15 protein-coding genes and 1 tRNA gene are annotated in these 16,546 nt (G+C 66.1%); 9 read left to right on the top strand and 7 right to left on the bottom strand.

From position 1 onward, the window contains the following. The first annotated feature begins 13 nt into the window (after window positions 1-13). Both BIZ42_RS08400 and BIZ42_RS08395 read left to right on the top strand, forming a co-directional pair. Window positions 14-2,986, top strand: coding sequence for a TonB-dependent receptor (locus BIZ42_RS08400; protein WP_070426147.1), 2,973 nt, complete (start codon window positions 14-16; stop codon window positions 2,984-2,986). Window positions 2,987-3,039: 53 nt separating this feature from the next. Continuing rightward, window positions 3,040-4,395, top strand: coding sequence for a Gfo/Idh/MocA family oxidoreductase (locus tag BIZ42_RS08395; protein ID WP_019185244.1), 1,356 nt, complete (start codon window positions 3,040-3,042; stop codon window positions 4,393-4,395). Between the two features lie 142 nt (window positions 4,396-4,537). On the opposite strand, the gene BIZ42_RS08390 is transcribed toward BIZ42_RS08395, so the two are convergent. Then, a tRNA-Arg gene (locus BIZ42_RS08390) sits at window positions 4,538-4,614 on the bottom strand. A gap of 158 nt (window positions 4,615-4,772) precedes the next feature. Between BIZ42_RS08390 and ubiA the strand changes: the two genes are divergently transcribed. The 3 genes from ubiA to BIZ42_RS19690 all read left to right on the top strand — a co-directional run bounded on the left by ubiA (window position 4,773) and on the right by BIZ42_RS19690 (window position 7,624). Further along, entirely contained in the window at window positions 4,773-5,666 is an 894-nt protein-coding gene (ubiA, locus tag BIZ42_RS08385) for a 4-hydroxybenzoate octaprenyltransferase (RefSeq protein WP_070426146.1), read from the top strand. Window positions 5,667-5,788: 122 nt separating this feature from the next. Further along, entirely contained in the window at window positions 5,789-7,213 is a 1,425-nt protein-coding gene (locus tag BIZ42_RS08380) for a TIGR00366 family protein (protein WP_019185246.1), read from the top strand. 267 nt (window positions 7,214-7,480) lie between these two features. After that, on the top strand, window positions 7,481-7,624 hold the full coding sequence (locus BIZ42_RS19690) for a hypothetical protein (protein ID WP_019185247.1): 144 nt from the start codon (window positions 7,481-7,483) through the stop codon (window positions 7,622-7,624). 64 nt (window positions 7,625-7,688) lie between these two features. On the opposite strand, the gene BIZ42_RS08375 is transcribed toward BIZ42_RS19690, so the two are convergent. Beyond that, entirely contained in the window at window positions 7,689-8,360 is a 672-nt protein-coding gene (locus BIZ42_RS08375) for a VOC family protein (RefSeq protein WP_070426145.1), read from the bottom strand. 196 nt (window positions 8,361-8,556) lie between these two features. On the opposite strand from BIZ42_RS08375, the gene BIZ42_RS08370 reads away from it, so the two are divergent. Then, window positions 8,557-9,507, top strand: coding sequence for a glutathione S-transferase family protein (locus tag BIZ42_RS08370; RefSeq protein ID WP_070426144.1), 951 nt, complete (start codon window positions 8,557-8,559; stop codon window positions 9,505-9,507). Between the two features lie 12 nt (window positions 9,508-9,519). Here BIZ42_RS08370 and BIZ42_RS08365 read toward each other — a convergent pair whose 3' ends face one another. Then, window positions 9,520-9,969: a YcxB family protein gene (locus BIZ42_RS08365; RefSeq protein WP_070426143.1), complete on the bottom strand. Its 450-nt coding sequence runs from the start codon at window positions 9,967-9,969 to the stop codon at window positions 9,520-9,522. Between the two features lie 135 nt (window positions 9,970-10,104). Further along, window positions 10,105-11,607 carry a YifB family Mg chelatase-like AAA ATPase gene (locus BIZ42_RS08360; protein WP_070426142.1) on the bottom strand — a complete coding sequence of 501 codons (1,503 nt, stop codon included), beginning with the start codon at window positions 11,605-11,607 and terminating at the stop codon, window positions 10,105-10,107. Window positions 11,608-11,766: 159 nt separating this feature from the next. On the opposite strand from BIZ42_RS08360, the gene yidA reads away from it, so the two are divergent. Next, entirely contained in the window at window positions 11,767-12,606 is an 840-nt protein-coding gene (gene yidA / locus BIZ42_RS08355; protein WP_070426141.1) for a sugar-phosphatase, read from the top strand. 22 nt (window positions 12,607-12,628) lie between these two features. Here yidA and BIZ42_RS08350 read toward each other — a convergent pair whose 3' ends face one another. Continuing rightward, window positions 12,629-12,892 carry an accessory factor UbiK family protein gene (locus BIZ42_RS08350; RefSeq protein WP_019185256.1) on the bottom strand — a complete coding sequence of 88 codons (264 nt, stop codon included), beginning with the start codon at window positions 12,890-12,892 and terminating at the stop codon, window positions 12,629-12,631. Window positions 12,893-13,018: 126 nt separating this feature from the next. On the opposite strand from BIZ42_RS08350, the gene BIZ42_RS08345 reads away from it, so the two are divergent. Next, on the top strand, window positions 13,019-13,357 hold the full coding sequence (locus BIZ42_RS08345; protein WP_019185257.1) for a P-II family nitrogen regulator: 339 nt from the start codon (window positions 13,019-13,021) through the stop codon (window positions 13,355-13,357). Between the two features lie 39 nt (window positions 13,358-13,396). Here the strand turns inward: BIZ42_RS08345 and BIZ42_RS08340 are convergent, their stop codons facing one another. Further along, a complete protein-coding gene (locus tag BIZ42_RS08340; protein WP_070426140.1) occupies window positions 13,397-14,050 on the bottom strand; it encodes an RIO1 family regulatory kinase/ATPase in 654 nt (217 codons plus the stop codon). A 476-nt stretch (window positions 14,051-14,526) separates the two neighbouring features. Here BIZ42_RS08340 and BIZ42_RS08335 point away from each other — a divergent pair, with 476 nt between their 5' ends. Next, a complete protein-coding gene (locus BIZ42_RS08335; protein ID WP_026070109.1) occupies window positions 14,527-15,432 on the top strand; it encodes an aspartyl/asparaginyl beta-hydroxylase domain-containing protein in 906 nt (301 codons plus the stop codon). Window positions 15,433-15,523: 91 nt separating this feature from the next. Here BIZ42_RS08335 and speE read toward each other — a convergent pair whose 3' ends face one another. Continuing rightward, a complete protein-coding gene (gene speE, locus BIZ42_RS08330) occupies window positions 15,524-16,378 on the bottom strand; it encodes a polyamine aminopropyltransferase (RefSeq protein WP_070426139.1) in 855 nt (284 codons plus the stop codon). Window positions 16,379-16,546: the final 168 nt, after the last annotated feature.

Here is a 16,546-nt window from a genome sequence, read left to right as displayed (position 1 = left end):
CAAGGAGCCCAAGATGTTGACCGAACGCCATCGCCATCGCCGCATCACCGCCACCCCCTTGTCCATCGCACTCGGCCTGGCCGTTGCGGTGGTCGGCAGTGCCGGCGCGCAGGACGCAGCGCCCGATACCAACGCCACCGAGCTGTCTCGCATCGAAGTAACCGGCTCCAACATCCGCCGCAGCGATGTGGAAACCGCCTCGCCGGTGCAGGTGATCAGCAAGCAGGACATCGAGAACATGGGCGCGCGCACGCTGTTGCAGGTGCTCGACAACCTGCCCGCCGCGCGGCCGGGCCAGCAGGACGCACGCTCACTGTTCACCGGCTCGGACGGCGCCTCGCAGGCCAACCTGCGTGGCCTCGGCGCGCAGGGCACGCTGGTGCTGCTCAATGGCCGTCGGCTGTCCTACTACGGCGCGCCCGCCGGCTTCCAGACCCAGTTCGTCAACATCGATGCGATCCCCGCCGCGGCGATCGAACGCATGGAAGTGCTGACCGACGGTGCCTCGGCGGTGTACGGCACCGACGCGGTGGCCGGCGTGATCAACGTGATCACCAAGCGCTCCTACCAGGGTGCGGAGATCAACCTCACCACCGACAAATCCTCGCGGATCAGCTCCTACGGCGAGCACCAGGGCAGCATCACCGCCGGCTTCGGCGACCTCGATGAAGACCGCTACAACGTCTATGCCTCGGTGAACCTGTACCGGCGCGATGCGATTCCGCTGAGCGATTTCTACGACAAGCGGCCCGACCAGTACTACGTCAACAACCCCAACTACCTGCCCAACCTGCGCCTGGGCACCGGCAGCAAGCCGGGTGAGTTCAACCCCGGCAGCTACTTCGCGTTCGACCCGGTCACCGGCCGCCGCGTGCAGGAAGCCGCCCCGGGCTGCAACAACGTGCTCACCAGCGAAGCGGCCGGCCCGCGCTGTATCTGGGAGACGTGGATGAACAACGAGATCGACGCCGGCGCCAAGTCCGAGCGCAACACCGCCTACGTCAACGCGCATTTCCTGATCGGCGACAGCACCGAAGCCTTCGCCGAGGCGACCTACACCGACATCGACCTGACCGCCAATGGCGGCACGCCGCGCGCCTACGGCACCACCACCGGCAACCCGACCAGCTGGTTCTCGCGCAACACCGGCACCACCGTCAATCAGTTCCTGTATCCATACCTTGGCCCGAACAACGAATACAACCACGCCTCGCCCGAACTGAAAGCGCTGATGGGTGGCGTGGTCGGCCTGCAGTATCTGCTGCAGGACGTGGGCGCCAACCACTTCGGCCAGCGCAACACCGACCAGAGCTACCGCGTGGTGGCCGGGCTGCGCGGTGACATCGGCGACTGGAACTGGGAAACCGCCTTCGCCACCGCCGGCAGCCACTCGGTCACCTACCAGACCACCAACGTGAACCTGGCCGGCTTCGAAAAGGCCTTCGGCCCATACTCCGTCGATCCGGGTACCGGCCGCGTCATCATCTCCGACCACCCGGCGTACAAGTTCGGCGAGATCAGCGAGGCCAATGCCGCGCTGATCCGCGAAGCGTTCCCGACCTTCGACATCCAGTCCTGGACGCGGCTGCACACCCTCGATGGCAAGATCGAAGGCCCGCTGTTCCAGATGCCGGCCGGCGAAGTACGTGCGGCCTTCGGCTTCAACGCCAGCCGCGAGACCTTCTACACCCCGGGCAACCCGGATGCGGCCAACGGCCTGATCACCCAGCAGGGTGGTTCGTGGTTCGACGGCAAGCGCAACACCTATGCGCTGTTCGCCGAGACGGTAGCGCCGCTCACCGAGAAGCTGGAGCTGGACGCCGCGCTGCGCGTGGACAAATACCCGGACTTCAGCGCCAACCTGGCCCCGAAGATCGGCCTGAAGTACCAGATGTTCGACCAGCTGATGCTGCGCGGTACCTACTCCACCGGCTTCCGCGCACCCAGCCTGGCCGAGTCCGGCAACGGCGGCGTGTTCGCCCAGCTGGGCGGTTACCGCGACGAGGTGCGCTGCAACGAGACCAACGCGATCGCCAACCTGCTGTTGCGGTCACAGCGCGGTGGCGATGTCGACCTGGGCAAGACCCTGCTCAACACCGATTGCAGCCGCACCGTGGCGCGCATGACCCAGCCGAACCCGGACCTGAAGCCGGAAAAGGCCAAGATCACCACGCTGGGCTTTGTCTACGAGCCGACCCAGTGGCTCTCGGTATCGGCCGATTACTGGTTCATCTACCGCAGCAACGAAATCGTCGCCCCGGATTTCACCCGCGATGAAGACATCATCTCCTCCACCCGCTCGCCGATCACCGACAGCGACCGCGCCAACCTGGCGGCGCTGGCGGCGATGTGCGCCGATCCGGCCAGCGGCGTCGCGTGCCCGGGCACGCTGCCCGGTTACAGCGTCGGCAACGTGGCCAGCGTGGTGGGCCAGTACAAGAACCGCGGCAAGACCCTGATCGACGGCTTCGACATCGACGCGCGCAGCCGCTTCTCGCTGGGCGAATGGGGCAACCTCAACATCGGCGTGGCTGCCACCCTCGCCAACCGCAACCGCTCCTACCTGGATGACGAAAGCGGCTGGTACTACGGCGACCTGGTCGGCTACTACAACAACCCGCGCCTGCGCGCCACGTTGAACGCGGACTGGAGCTACAAGCAGGTCACCACCAGCGTCTTTGTCAACTACGTGGGCGGCACCAAGTGGGCGCTGCAGCAGATCGACGAGGAAGACAACAACCCGCAGACCTGCACCGCCGGCTACCTGCCGGTGGAGCAGAGCAAGTGCGATGGTGCGCCGTCGTGGTGGACCGCCAACCTGAGCGTGGCCTGGCGCCCGGACGAGCACTGGAACGTGGGCTTCACCATCAAGAATCTGTTCGACCGTCTGCCGTTCTATGACCCGAACAGCTTCCTGGGCGACTCCAGCGATTACGCCACCATCTTCGGTCGCGGCTACAGTCTGACCGTGGGCTACAAATTCTGATGCATCCCTCGCGCCGGTCCCGGCCGGCGCGATCTTCACACGAGGTACTGTCCATGAAACGCAGAGAATTCATCGCCGCCAGCGCGGCCGTCGCCGCCAGCAGCCTGCTGCCGAACACACCCGCCTGGGCCCGCGCACGCAAGGTGCGGCTGGGCCTGATCGGCACCGGCATGCGCGGCCAGGTGCTGCTGAAAGAACTGGTCCGCCGCGATGACGTGGAGGTGGTCGCCCTGTGCGACATCGAGCCGATCATGCTCAAGCGCGGCATGGACATGGTCGCCAAGGCTGGCAAGCCTGCGCCCAAGGCCTATGGCCAGGATGGCGATGTCAACGCGTGGAAGCGGCTGATCGAGCAGCGCGGGCTGGACGGGGTGGTCATCGCCACGCCGTGGGAATACCACGCGCCGATGGCGATCGCGGCCATGCAGGCCAAGGTCGCGGTGGGCTGCGAAGTGGTCGCCGGCATTACCCTGCAGGACCACTGGGATGTGCTCAAGACCCAGCTGTCCACCGGCACCCCCTACATGCTGCTGGAAAACGTCTGCTATCGCCGCGACGTGATGGCCGCGCTGCAGATGGTGCGGCAAGGCCTGTTCGGCGAGCTCGTGCATCTGCAGGGCGGCTACCAGCACGACCTGCGGGGCGTGAAGTTCAACTCCGGCGATCCGAGCCAGCCCTATGACAGCGGCGTGGAATTCGGTGCCAAGGGCTGGTCCGAGGCGCGCTGGCGCACCGAACATTCGGTGCAGCGCAACGGTGAGCTGTACCCCAGCCACGGCATTGGCCCGTGTGCGATGTACACCGGCATCAACCGCGGCAACCGCTTCACCCACATCAACGCCTTCGCCAGCAAGGCGCGCGGTCTGCATGAGTACACCGTGGCCAAGAGCGGCGGCACCACCCACCCCAGCACCAAGGTGAACTTCAAGCTCGGCGACATCGTCACCACCACGCTGGCCTGCGAGAACGGCGAGACCATCCTGCTGCAGCACGACACCTCGCTGCCGCGGCCGTACTCGATGGGCTTCCGTGTGCAGGGCACCAAGGGCCTGTGGATGGACGTGAACCAGTCCATCCATATCGAAGGTCGCAGCCCGCCGCACAAGTGGGAACCGTTCCAGGCCTACCAGGACCAGTACGAGCACCCGCTGTGGAAGCAGCACGCCGACACCGCCGCCAGCGCCGGCCACGGTGGTATGGACTGGTTCGTCATCCATGCCTTCGTGGAGGCGCTCAAGGCCCGGGCACCGATGCCGATCGACATCTACGACGCGGTCACCTGGAGCGCGATCACGCCGCTGTCCGAGCAGTCGATCGCCAACAGTTTCCAGACGTTGGAATTCCCGGATTTCACCGCCGGGCTGTGGAAGCAGCGCAAGCCGATCTTTGCGTTTGATGGGACGTACTGAGGAAGGTTGACGTTCAACGGCCGGTACCGATGCGTACCGGCCATTCCGTGCGCGCATTGACCCGGTCGGCCAGCTGATGGCGCGGCCCAGCCTGGGCGATCAGCGCAGGCAAAGCAATGAACACGGGGAAGCGTGGCAAGGATGGTGCGCCCGGAGGGATTCGAACCCCCGACCAATGGCTTCGGAAGCCACTACTCTATCCGGCTGAGCTACGAGCGCGTTGTATCCTGCATCCCGCCGGGCCGCCTGATGGGGCCACGGACCGCCGAAGCGGCGCGGGAGGAGCATTCTATCCGTAAACGCCGCGCAGGTCTGCCCCCTGCATCGATGCACCGGGCGACGGCGCGCCCGGCCAGCCCAGGCGGTATCCTTTACCGATGGCTTACGAACGTTTTGAAGCGCCCGAGGCGGCGCCCCCGTCGCGCTGGCGGCACTACTGGAAGTTGATGCGCGCCGACCGCCCGATCGGCACCCTGCTGCTGCTCTGGCCCACCTGGTGGGCGCTGTGGCTGGCCTCCGGCGGGCTGCCCCCGCTGTGGACGCTGTTCGTGTTCACCGCCGGCGTCTGGCTGACCCGCTCGGCCGGCTGCGTGATCAACGACTACGCCGACCGCTGGCTGGACCCGCACGTCAAGCGCACCAAGGACCGCCCGCTGGCCAGCGGCGCCGTCTCCGGCCGCGAGGCGCTGGCCCTGTTCGCCGGGCTGATGATCGTCGCCTTCGCGCTGGTGTTGACCCTGAACTGGCTCACCATCGGCATGAGCTTCATCGGCGTGTTCCTGGCCGCCAGCTACCCCTACCTGAAGCGCTACACCCACCTGCCGCAGGTGTACCTGGGCATGGCCTTCGGCTGGGGCATCCCGATGGCCTTCGCCGCGGTGCAGGGCGAGGTGCCGGTGATCGGCTGGCTGCTGTACGGCGCCAACATCCTGTGGTCCACCGCGTACGACACCTGGTACGCCATGGTCGACCGCGATGACGACCTGAAAATGGGCTCGCACTCCACCGCGATCCTGTTCGGCGATCTGGACCTGGTCATCCAGGGCATCCTCTATGCGCTGTTCCTGGGCACGATGGCGCTGGTCGGCCTGCGCGCCGGGCTGGCGTTCTATTACGGCCTGGGCGTCGGCGTGGCCGCCGGGCTGATCGCCTACGAGTTCTGGATCGCCCGCAAGCGCGAGCGTGACCCGTGCTTCAAGGCCTTCCTGCACAACAACTGGGTCGGGGCGGCGCTGTTCGCCGGCATCGCGGTGTCGCTGGCGCTGCGCTGAGGGGCGACCCGACCAACGGTCGGGTGCTACCGGTAACGCGCACTACGACCATTAGGCGACTGACAGCGCCGTGGCCAGCGCCCAGAATCCCTCCCATCGAATGGTCGGGGAGGGTAGGGGCAATGAACACGTCGACGGTGGTGCAGGACGGCTGGATGGCGCGCGCGGCACTGCGCTCAGCCGCCTGGGCGGAAAAGTGGTTCCCTGATGCGTACGTGTTCGCGGTGCTCGGCGTGGTCATCGTCGCCGCCGCCGCGATGGGCTTCGGCGCCACCCCGCAGGCCACCGCCACGGCATTCGGCGAGGGCTTCTGGAGCCTGATCCCCTTCACCATGCAGATGGCCTTCGTGGTCATCGGCGGCTACGCCGTCGCCACCGCGCCGATCGTCGCGCGTTTCATCGATCTGCTGGCCCGCGTCCCCAAGACCGGCCGTGGCGCGGTGGTTTATGTCGGTCTGATCAGCATGCTCGCCTCGCTGCTGAGCTGGGGCTTCTCGCTGGTGTTCGGTGGACTGCTGGTCCGCGCGCTGGCCCGCCGCGAAGCACTCCACATGGACTACCGCGCCGCCGGCGCCTCGGCGTATCTCGGCCTTGGCGCGGTCTGGGCGATGGGGCTGAGCTCCTCGGCCGCCCAGCTGCAGGCCAACCCGGCCAGCATGCCGCCCGGCCTGGTCGAGATCACCGGCGTGCTGCCCTTCACCGAAACCATCTTCCTGTGGCAGTCGATCGCGCTGACCGCCGCGCTGATCCTGGTCTCGCTGCTGATCGCCTGGCTGACCGCCCCCGGCGCCGCCTCCGCGCGCACTGCCAAGGACTTCGAAGGCGCCGCCCGCGCCGAAGCCGAGCCGCTGCCGCCGCGCACCCGCCCCGGCGAGTGGCTGGAGTACAGCCCGCTGCTCACCGTGCTGCTCTCGCTGCTCGCGTTCGGCTGGCTGTTCGGCGAGTTCGCCAGCAAGCCGGTGGTGACCGCCATCGCCAACCTCAACACCTACAACTTCCTGTTCATCTCGCTTGGCCTGCTGCTGCACTGGCGCCCGCGCAGCTTCCTCAACGCCGTGGCCAAGGCCGTCCCCAGCACCACCGGCGTGCTGATCCAGTTCCCGCTGTATGGCGGCATCGCGATGATCCTCACCCACGCCACCGGCAGTGGCGATGAGACCCTCGCGCATCGGCTCTCCACCCTGTTCGTGCATATCGCCACCACCGACACCTTCGCGCTGGTGATGGGCGTGTACTCGGCCGTGCTCGGCTTCTTCGTGCCCTCCGGTGGCGGCAAGTGGATCATCGAAGCGCCGTACGTGATGCAGGCGGCCAACGAACTGAAGGCCCATCTGGGGTGGGCAGTACAGGTCTACAACGCGGCCGAGGCGCTGCCGAACCTGATCAACCCGTTCTGGATGCTGCCGCTGCTGGGCGTGCTCGGCCTGAAGGCGCGCGACATCGTCGGCTTCACCTTCATCCAGCTGCTGGTGCACATCCCGCTGGTGCTCGGCCTGCTGTGGCTGCTCGGCATGACGCTGACCTACGTGCCGCCGGTGATGCCGTGATCGTCATCTGCGCGTCATCTGTAGACGTTGGCTCAGCGATGCCCTGTTCAGTCGCACGACGAGGAGTTCTGTGGGAAGCGGAATAAGGGAATTCGAACCGTTCATATGCGGGTCAACGCCTACTGCGGCATGGGGTCTGCACTCGTTGAAAACGTTGGCGGGGAGACGTTGACGAATTCGTATACAAACCCCCACACGTCGTTAACCTCGCGCTGCAGAGGATGGCCCGGACCGCGACATTCCGTTTGCGGCAACCGGAGAATCGAGATGGCTCAGCAGAACCAGCAGAACCCGAATCAGCGCGGTGAGCAGCAGGAAGGTGGTCGCGGCCAGCAGCAGCAACAGCAGCAGGAACAGCAGCAGCGCAACCAGAACCAGCAGCAGGGCGGCCAGCAGGACGAGGAAGAGTGAACCCAGCCGGCTGTTGTGTGAACTGAAGCCCCGCTCCGGCGGGGCTTCGTTCGTCCGGGCCTGCTCAGGCCGAGCGCAGGTGCCAGCCCAGTGCTGCGTCTTCGACCATCGCGCCCGGCACCACGTCATGCAGCACCACGCGGATGCCGCGCGCATTCGGCAGCACCTTCTGCTCGGGGAACCAGCGGCGGGTGGCATCGACCACGATCAACAGGCCTTCGTCATCGCCCAGTGGTGCGAAGTGCGGCGTGGGCTGTGACAGCGGGGCCAGCCCGAAGGCGTTCTGTGCGTTTGCCTGCACTTCACCGACGTGTTCAGCGGGCAGGCCGACCTCGCTGATGCAGGTTATCTCGCTGCCGTGGAACCCGCCCTGGCACTCGCCCGCAGGCAAGCGTCGCCGCGCGATCAATTCCAGGATCAGGCCATCCGGCCCGGTGAAATAGATCGATTCGGAATCCCAGCGGCCATCGAAGGTGAAGTGGTCATGGCCTTTCAGATCGCGCTGCAGGGTGGCGCGTGCTTTGAGCCAGTCGGTGGCCGCCTCGAAGCGATTGGCGGGCACGTTGAACGCCAAGTGCACACCGCCGACCGGGTTCGATCCTGCGGGTTGCAACTGCAGGGTGCTCCAGCCGATGCGCACGGCTGAGCCCTCGACCGGCAGCTGAAGTTCATCGCGGAAGTACGCCACCGTGGCGGCGACATCGGACACAGGGAGATCGATCTGATGGATGCGCATGGTGCGGGAGGCCTCGCGTAGATACGTCGACATTCTGCCGCAGATGCGTGTGCCTCTGCGATGAACGCGATGAAGCACATGCCGATTGCATGCGCCTATCACCAGTCAATGCAGGCGCATTTGCTACAACGTTGTTCCAGACGCCGAGATGCATCACCGGCTCACCACACACCACTATCAGAGGAGTACTCCCGCGATGGGCATGCTGGTCGATGGAACATGGCAGGAAGGCACGGCGGGTGCCGCCGATGAGGACGGTCATTTCAAGCGCGAGGAATCCACGTTCCGCGATTGGCTGAGCGCCGGCGGCAGTGCTGGCCCGAATGGCGAGCCTGGCGTCAACGCGGCGCCTGGGCAGTTCCGCCTGTATGTGAGTCTCGCCTGCCCATGGGCCCACCGGACGTTGATCGTCCGTGCGCTGAAAGGCCTGCAGGATCTGGTGCCGGTCTCGGTGGTCAACTGGCACATGGGTGATCAGGGCTGGACGTTTGAGCCCGGCCCGCAGGTGACGCCGGAGCCTGAACGCGGTGCGCGCTATCTGCATGAACTGTACGCGGCCGCCAAGCCGGGAATGACCGGCAAGGTGACCGTGCCAGTGCTGTGGGATCGCGAGCGCGGGAGGATCGTCAGCAATGAATCGGCGGACATCATCCGCATGTTCAACACCGCCTATGACCAACTGGGTGCGAAGGCCGGTGACTTCTACCCGGTCGCGCTGCGTGCCGAGATCGATCAGGTGAACGAGCGTGTGTACGCGACCGTCAACAACGGTGTGTACAAAGCGGGCTTTGCGTCAACGCAGCAGGCGTACGAGGAGGCGGTTGGGCCGTTGTTCGAGACGCTCACCTGGTTGGACGAGCGCCTTCAGCAACGCGAGTGGCTGGTGGGCGATGCCATCACCGAAGCCGATATCCGTCTGTTCACTACGTTGATCCGCTTTGATCCGGTGTACTACGTGCACTTCAAGTGCAACGTGCGGCGCATTGCCGACTTCGCCGGCCTGCATGCGTTCGTGGCGCGGATGATGGCGATTCCCGAGGTGGCGGATACGGTGAATTTCCAGCACATCAAGCATCACTACTACCGAAGCCATCGGCATCTCAATCCGTCGGGGATCGTGCCGGTGGGGCCGGAACGGGCCTACTGAGGCTGCTGGCAGTCAATCAAGGCTGGGGCCGAGCATGACCAACGGCACCGACTCCACCAGCCGCTCGAACTCGCGGTGCTGCTCCACGTCCATTGCCCGGAAAGGAATAGGCATCGCGCCGCCCTCCACCAGCTCGATCACATACGCCGCACTCAACCGCTGGACGCTTTTGACCTGGTCCCAAGATCGAGAGGCGGTCAAGCCTTTGCTGGTCCGAGAGATACCTGCCGCACTGAAGACAAAGAGGCAACGACCAACACGAAGCATCTTCCATGCAAAGACTGGTGGGATGAGGATGGCCAGAAAGGCGTTCTGGACGATTGGCCAGTTCCACGGATGGGCCCGATTTACCGGCACATTCTGGGTAGCCAGTTCCATAGCGATGACCTCGCGCAAAAGCTGTCGGTACTCAGTTAGTCGATACGAAACGTCTATCTGGATGCGCGGATTCGGATGCGCCATGCGGACGCCTGTTTATCTAGGACAATCGATCATAGCGTTGCCCAATCGGCGGAGTTCCACGCGTGTCGCAAAATCATGCTGCCAACGGCACTGCATCGTCCGGGAAGCCTCTTCTTGTTTGAGCACAGGTGAGTACTAGGAGACGCCACCCCGATCCAACTGCCGATACCCGATCGCCTCCGCCACATGCGCGGTCTCGATGTTCTGGGCATGCCCCAGATCCGCCAACGTCCGCGCCACCCGCAGGATGCGATGCATGGAGCGTGCTGACAGCTGCAGTCGCTCCACGGCATCCTCCAGGAGCTGCTGATCCTCCCGCGACAACCGGCAATGCGCGCTCAGCTCGAACGGCAGTAGTTGGGCGTTGGCCTTTCCGCTGCGCAGCAGCTGCACGTCCCGCGCGGCCACCACCCGGGCGCGAACACTCGCGCTGTCTTCGCCCAGCGGCGCGTCATCGCGCAGCTCGCGCGGGTCCAGCCGCGGCACCTCGACATGCAGGTCGATGCGGTCCATCAAGGGCCCGGAAACCCGCCCCCGGTAACGCTGGATGACCTCTTCGCTGCAGAGACAGCGGCCACTGCGATCCCCCGCCCAGCCGCAAGGGCAGGGGTTCATCGCCGCAACCAGCTGGAACCGCGCGGGAAAGCGCTCCGTCCTTGCCGCGCGGCTGACCACGGCGACCCCGGATTCGATCGGCTCGCGCATGACCTCGAGCGCGTGCCGGCTCCATTCGGGCAGCTCATCCAGAAACAGCACCCCGTTGTGTGCCAACGAGATCTCGCCTGGCCTGGGATGCGAGCCGCCGCCGATCAGCGCCACCGCGCTGGCGGTATGGTGCGGCGCTCTATAGGGCCGCTGCCGCCAGCGCCCCGCATCAATGCCCTGGCCGCTGCAGGAGGCAATGGTCGCCGCTTCCAGGGCCTCGAGCTCGCTGGCCGCGGGCAGGATGCCGGGCAGACGCGACGCGAGCAGCGTCTTGCCGCAGCCCGGCGTGCCGAGCAGCAGCAGGTGGTGCCCGCCGGCCGCCGCGACTTCCAGCGCCCGGCGCGCCTGCAGCTGCCCGCGCACATCGCGCAGGTCGGGAATGCTGACCGGCACCGTGGCGGCGGCCACAGCCGGTGGCAGCGTGCCGCTTTCAAGGGCGCTGCAGACTTCCAGCAGCGTCCGGGCGATGCGTACGTCGGCATGCTGGGCCAACGCCGCCTCTTCACTGTTGGCGGCAGCCACGATCAGGCTCCGGCCGTCCCCGGCGGCTGCGATCGCGGCAGGCAGGACACCGTCGACACCGCGCAGCTCGCCGGTGAGGGCCAGTTCGCCCAGGAATTCGTACTTGTTCAGGGATTGCGCATCGATCTGGCCACTGGCGGCGAGGATGCCGAGCGCGATCGCCAGATCGAATCGGCCACCCTCCTTGGGCAGATCAGCGGGAGCCAGATTGATGGTGATCCGCCGCTGCGGAAACTCGAACCGCGCGCAGATCAGCGCGGCGCGCACGCGGTCGCGCGATTCCCGCACGGCGGCAGCGGGCAGCCCGACGATCTGGGTGTGCGGCAACCCGCCGGACAGGAATACCTCGATGCGCACGGCGGGGGCTTTTACACCGGCGCGGGCACGGCTGTGCACCAGCGCGAGGCTCATGCGGTTGTTTCCGGGGTCTGCGGCATGCCGAACACAATGGCAGCACATGGATAACCCCATCCATCAGCGCTTGCCGCGCCACGGGGTAGGCAAGCACCGCCACCGCATCCGGTACTGCCGCTAGACTGGATGCCCCCACGCACCACGCCGTCGAACACCATGGATATGCACCACCGCTCCGGCCCCATCGAACTGGTCGCCATCGACATGGACGGGACCCTGCTCGATCCCGCCCACACGCTCACGCCCCGGGTCATGCAGGCCATCGCCCGCGCCCGCGCGCAGGGCGTGCAGGTGGTGCTGGCCAGCGGTCGCCCGGTGTCTGGCATGGCGCCGTTCCTGCAACAGCTGGGTATCCAGGGCGAGCAGGATTACTGCATCGCCTGCAACGGCGCGCTGGTGCAGAACATCGGCAGCGGCCAGCGCGTGGTCGAGTTTCCGCTGAGCTTCGATGATTTCATCTTCTGCGAGCGGATTTCGCGCGAGCTGGGCATCCACTTCCAGGCGCTCGATGGCCGGCGCATGTACACGCCCAACCAGGACATCAGCCACTACACCGTGGCCGATTCGCACCTGTCGAACGTGCCACTGTCGTATCGCCGGGTCGAGGAGATGGACCCGGCCATGCAGTTCATCAAACTGATGATGATCGACGAACCCGCCGTGCTGGATGCTGCGATCCAGCGCCTGCCCTCGGAACTGACCGACCGCTTCGCGGTGCTCAAGAGCGCGCCGTTCTTCCTCGAGGTGTTCGACCACCGGGCAGGGAAGGGGCCAAGCCTGGAGAAGCTGGCCGCCCATCTGGGCGTGGACCGGGCCAACGTGATGGCCGTGGGCGATCAGGAGAACGACCTGACCATGCTGCAGTTCGCCGGGACCAGCGTCGCCATGGGCAACGCGATTCCGGCGGTCAAGCAGACCGCGCGCTTCGAGACGGCGACCAACGCCGAGGACGGCGTGGCGCTGGCGATCGAGCGGTTCGTGCTGCAGGATGCCTGACGTGCGTCAGCGCAAGCCCGGCTTACTCGCGCGGCGCAGCCGACCCGCCACGTGCTTCCAGCTCGGCCACCGTCTTCTCCAGCGCCTCCAGCTTCTCGCGGGTGCGCAGCAGCACGGCACGCTGCACGTCGAACTCCTCGCGGGTCACCAGGTCCAGCTTGCCCAGCCCGGCCTGCAGCGCGGTCTTGAAGGTGGCCTGCAGTTCTTCGCGCGACTGGCGCAGGCCCGGGGGGACCATGTCGCTCAGGCGGCGGGCGAGGTCATCAAGGTGGTTGAGGTCGATCATGGTGCGGCTCCGCGGGGTATGCGCCAAGGATAAGCCGCCACGCTGCCGGCGGCACTGACCGCGCGCATCGCGTTCACCGGCGGACAGGCGTTATCCTCGCAGCCTGAGAGACAGGAGTGCAGACGGATGAAGATGGTCATGGCGGTGGTCAAGCCGTTCAAGCTCGACGACGTGCGCGAAGCGCTGGCCGAGCGCGGCGTCACCGGGATCACGGTCACCGAGGTCAAGGGCTTCGGGCGGCAGAAAGGCCACACCGAGCTCTATCGCGGGGCGGAATACGTGGTCGATTTCCTGCCCAAGGTGAAGATCGAGGTGGCCGTCACCGACAGCCAGGTCGAGGAGGTGGTGGAAGCCATCGTCAAGGCCGCGGGCACCGGCAAGATCGGCGATGGCAAGGTGTTCGTGTACGACCTGGGCAGCGTGGTGCGCATCCGCACCGGTGAACTGGACGCCGACGCGCTGTAACGCACGCCGGCTTGCCCATGGGCGCATGGGCAAGCGCTGTCAGGCGTGGCCCTTGAACCAGCGGTAGAAGCGCTTCCAGGCTACGCGTACGCCGGCCACCCAGCGCGGGTCGGCCACCTGGGCGGCCTCGGAGGCGCTGGGGCGCTCGCCGGTCAGGCGCTGGCGCATCTTCAGCAGGTTCTTCATGTCGCTGCGGCGCAGCTGGCGCGAGACCGGGTGCACCGGCAGCCAGCGCGGGCTGCGCCAGGCCGAGGTGAAGTCCACCAGCACCGGCACGCCCCCGCTGACCATCACGTTGGTGCCATGCAGATCGTTGTGGGTGATGCCGGCGGCATGCAGGCGGGTCAGGGCGTACTGCAGCTGCTCGAAGACCTCGATGCCGACCGACTGGGCCGCGCTGAGGGTCTGGCCGGGAATGAATTCCATGCCCAGGGCGAGGCCACCGATGGTGCCAAGCAGGGCCGGCGCATGCTTCCAGCCACTCAGGCGCTGCAGGATGCGCGCTTCGCGGCGGACCAGCAGGCGCGCGATCGGCGACAGCGGGGTGCCGCGGTAACGGGTGTAATCCTTGACCACGGCTGGCTGCCCGTTGAGGCAGGTCCGGTAGACGTCGGGTTCCAGGAGGCGTTCGCCGCGCTTGAGCAGCTCGGCGGGGGCGGTGTCATCGACACACGAGGCAACGATTGTGTTCATAGGGGTCTGTGCGACCCGGCGGTCGGCGCAATGCGTCAGGCGTACCGGTGCTGCTTATGGTGGGGAACTAAAGATTTCGTTAATTTTAGTACTCGCCAGTACACGAATCCAGATGATGTCGGAGAAATGTCGTCGCCCGGCGTGGAACAGTTCGTCACGCTGAAGCGGACAATCTTGTATCGTTTGGAATAATTTCGTTCTATATCAGCGGGTTGCCAGCGATCACCGGGGAGTGCGGGGCAGGCAACGCTGCCGTGCGTCCAACGCAGCAGGCGGTTGCATGGGTCACCCGGCGCTGAACATCGCCCAGCCCGTGCTTGACCGCGACGCAGGCGCTGCGGACCATATGCTGTTGTTCGCGACATCGGCGGCCGCCCCTCTCCGGCACGTCCCCGCCCTCTGCCGCCGTATCGGTGCCGGTCACTTCCGTGCATCGCCCCCACCATTTCGGGTCCGGCTGTGCCGGAGGAAGACTGATGATCAAGATCGTGCTGGCAGGGCTGTTCATCGCCTGCGTGCTGTACATCCATTACCGCGGCAAGGTGCGCGCGCGCTGGTCGCGCCAGCTGCTGGACCACTCCAGCTTCATGGCCCCGATCAACGTGATCATGTATGCGTTCTCGAAGGTGCCGACCACGCCCTTCCTGGACCCGGGCAAGGAATTCCCGCAGCTCGAGCCGTTGCGCCAGAACTGGCAGATGATCCGCGACGAAGCGCTGGCCCTGCGCGATGCCGACAAGATCGCTGCCTCCAGCACGTTCAACGATGCGGGCTTCAATTCGTTCTTCCGCCGCGGCTGGAAGCGCTTCTACCTGAAATGGTACGGCCCCTCGCACCCCTCGGCCAAGGCGCTGTGCCCGAAGACCACCGCGCTGCTGGAATCACTGCCGGACGTGCGCGCGGCGATGTTCGCCCAGCTGCCCTCGGGCAGCGAACTGCGCCCGCACCGCGATCCCTTCGCCGGCTCGCTGCGCCTGCACCTGGGCCTGGCCACGCCGAACGATGACGCCTGCTATATCGAAGTGGACGGCATCAAGAAAAGCTGGCGCGATGGCGAGTGGATGATGTTCGATGAAACCTACATCCACCACGCGCACAACGAGACGCCGGATGACCGCGTGATCCTGTTCTGCGATATCGCCCGCCCGCTGCGCTTCGGCCTGCCGGGCCTGTTCAACCGCGCGGTGGCCTCCACGCTGCTGGCTGGTGGTGCCTCGCCGAACCTGCCGGGTGACCCGACCGGTGGCGTCAACAAGGCCTTCGGCAGCGTCTACAAGGTGCGCCTGAAGGCCAAGGCGCTGCGCGAGCGCAGCGTGGTGGCCTACCAGGTGATCAAGTGGGGCCTGGTGGTGGCGGTGATTGCGGGTATCTGGGCGATCTGAGTAACAAAAAACCCGCGCTGCTGCCAGCGCGGGTTTTTTGTTGCCGCATCACCTCCCGGTAGGTGCCGACCGTGGGTCGGCACGCCTCCGGTCAGCCCTTCAGGGCCGCCGCCACGAACGGCGGGGTCACCAGCACGCCGGTGTGCAGCGCGGCGGTGTAGTACAGCGTCTCGAACGCCTTGCCAGCCGAATCGGCCTGGCGGAAGTCGAAGCTGCTCTCGCCCTTGCGGGCCAGGGTGACGCTCCACCAGCCGGTCGGGTAGCACGGCTGCGGGAACGGCAGGGTTTTGAACGAACCGAAGCCGGCCTTGCCCATCTCGGTGCGCATTTCGTTGATCAGGTCCAGCTGCATCAGCGGCGACTCGGACTGCTGCACCAGGATGCCGTCGTCCTTCAGGGCCTTGAAGCAGCTCTCGTAGAACGCCTTGTTGAACAGGCCTTCGCCGGGGCCGACCGGATCGGTCGAATCCACGATCACCACGTCCACGCTGCCGGCCGGGCAGTTGGCCATGTAGGCCACGCCGTCGTCGAACATCAGCTCGGCGCGCGGGTCGTCATTGGAATCGCACAGCTCCGGGAAGTGCTTGCGGGCCATCACGGTGACCTGCTCATCGATGTCGCACTGGGTCACGCTCTCCACGCCCTGGTGCTTGAGCACTTCGCGCAGGGTGCCGCAGTCGCCGCCGCCGATGATCACCACGCGCTTGGGCGCGGCGTGGGTGAACAGCACCGGGTGGCTGATCATCTCGTGGTAGAAGAAGTTGTCCTTGCTGGTCAGCATGATGGCGCCATCGATGGTCATCAGGTTGCCCCAGTCGGTGGTCGCGAAGATCTCGATCTTCTGGAACGGCGACTGCACTTCGTCCAGCTTGCCGGTCAGGCGGTAGCCGATGGCCGAGCCGGTGCGCTCGAAGTGCTCGATGTACCAGTTGTTGTTGTCAGTCATGGAATAGCAGTCCTGTTCGGAAGGGTGGTGGAGCCGGGCTGGCGGCGGTGCCGCGTGGCGCAAGCCACGTCCGGACGGGTTGGCCCGTTCAGGTTTCAAGCCTGAGCACGGGCGCGGGCGCGCATGATAACGGAGCTGTCGCCACATAGGCGTTATCATGCACCCCCT

The organism is Stenotrophomonas sp. LM091 (assembly GCF_001806305.1).
In the GTDB taxonomy this organism is placed as follows: Bacteria; Pseudomonadota; Gammaproteobacteria; order Xanthomonadales; family Xanthomonadaceae; genus Stenotrophomonas; species Stenotrophomonas bentonitica_A.
This window is presented reverse-complemented; position numbering and strand designations above follow the sequence as displayed.

Bases quoted from the DNA above. Each gene is read 5' to 3' on its own strand.
- speE (WP_070426139.1), bottom strand. From the start codon at position 16,378: ATGACTGACAACAACAACTGGTACATCGAGCACTTCGAGCGCACCGGC.
- BIZ42_RS19690 (WP_019185247.1), top strand. From the start codon at position 7,481: ATGGCTCAGCAGAACCAGCAGAACCCGAATCAGCGCGGTGAGCAGCAG.
- ubiA (WP_070426146.1), top strand. From the start codon at position 4,773: ATGGCTTACGAACGTTTTGAAGCGCCCGAGGCGGCGCCCCCGTCGCGC.
- BIZ42_RS08375 (WP_070426145.1), bottom strand. From the start codon at position 8,360: ATGCGCATCCATCAGATCGATCTCCCTGTGTCCGATGTCGCCGCCACG.
- BIZ42_RS08370 (WP_070426144.1), top strand. From the start codon at position 8,557: ATGGGCATGCTGGTCGATGGAACATGGCAGGAAGGCACGGCGGGTGCC.
- BIZ42_RS08350 (WP_019185256.1), bottom strand. From the start codon at position 12,892: ATGATCGACCTCAACCACCTTGATGACCTCGCCCGCCGCCTGAGCGAC.
- BIZ42_RS08345 (WP_019185257.1), top strand. From the start codon at position 13,019: ATGAAGATGGTCATGGCGGTGGTCAAGCCGTTCAAGCTCGACGACGTG.
- BIZ42_RS08335 (WP_026070109.1), top strand. From the start codon at position 14,527: ATGATCAAGATCGTGCTGGCAGGGCTGTTCATCGCCTGCGTGCTGTAC.
- BIZ42_RS08395 (WP_019185244.1), top strand. From the start codon at position 3,040: ATGAAACGCAGAGAATTCATCGCCGCCAGCGCGGCCGTCGCCGCCAGC.
- BIZ42_RS08380 (WP_019185246.1), top strand. From the start codon at position 5,789: ATGAACACGTCGACGGTGGTGCAGGACGGCTGGATGGCGCGCGCGGCA.
- BIZ42_RS08400 (WP_070426147.1), top strand. From the start codon at position 14: ATGTTGACCGAACGCCATCGCCATCGCCGCATCACCGCCACCCCCTTG.
- BIZ42_RS08360 (WP_070426142.1), bottom strand. From the start codon at position 11,607: ATGAGCCTCGCGCTGGTGCACAGCCGTGCCCGCGCCGGTGTAAAAGCC.
- yidA (WP_070426141.1), top strand. From the start codon at position 11,767: ATGGATATGCACCACCGCTCCGGCCCCATCGAACTGGTCGCCATCGAC.
- BIZ42_RS08365 (WP_070426143.1), bottom strand. From the start codon at position 9,969: ATGGCGCATCCGAATCCGCGCATCCAGATAGACGTTTCGTATCGACTA.
- BIZ42_RS08340 (WP_070426140.1), bottom strand. From the start codon at position 14,050: ATGAACACAATCGTTGCCTCGTGTGTCGATGACACCGCCCCCGCCGAG.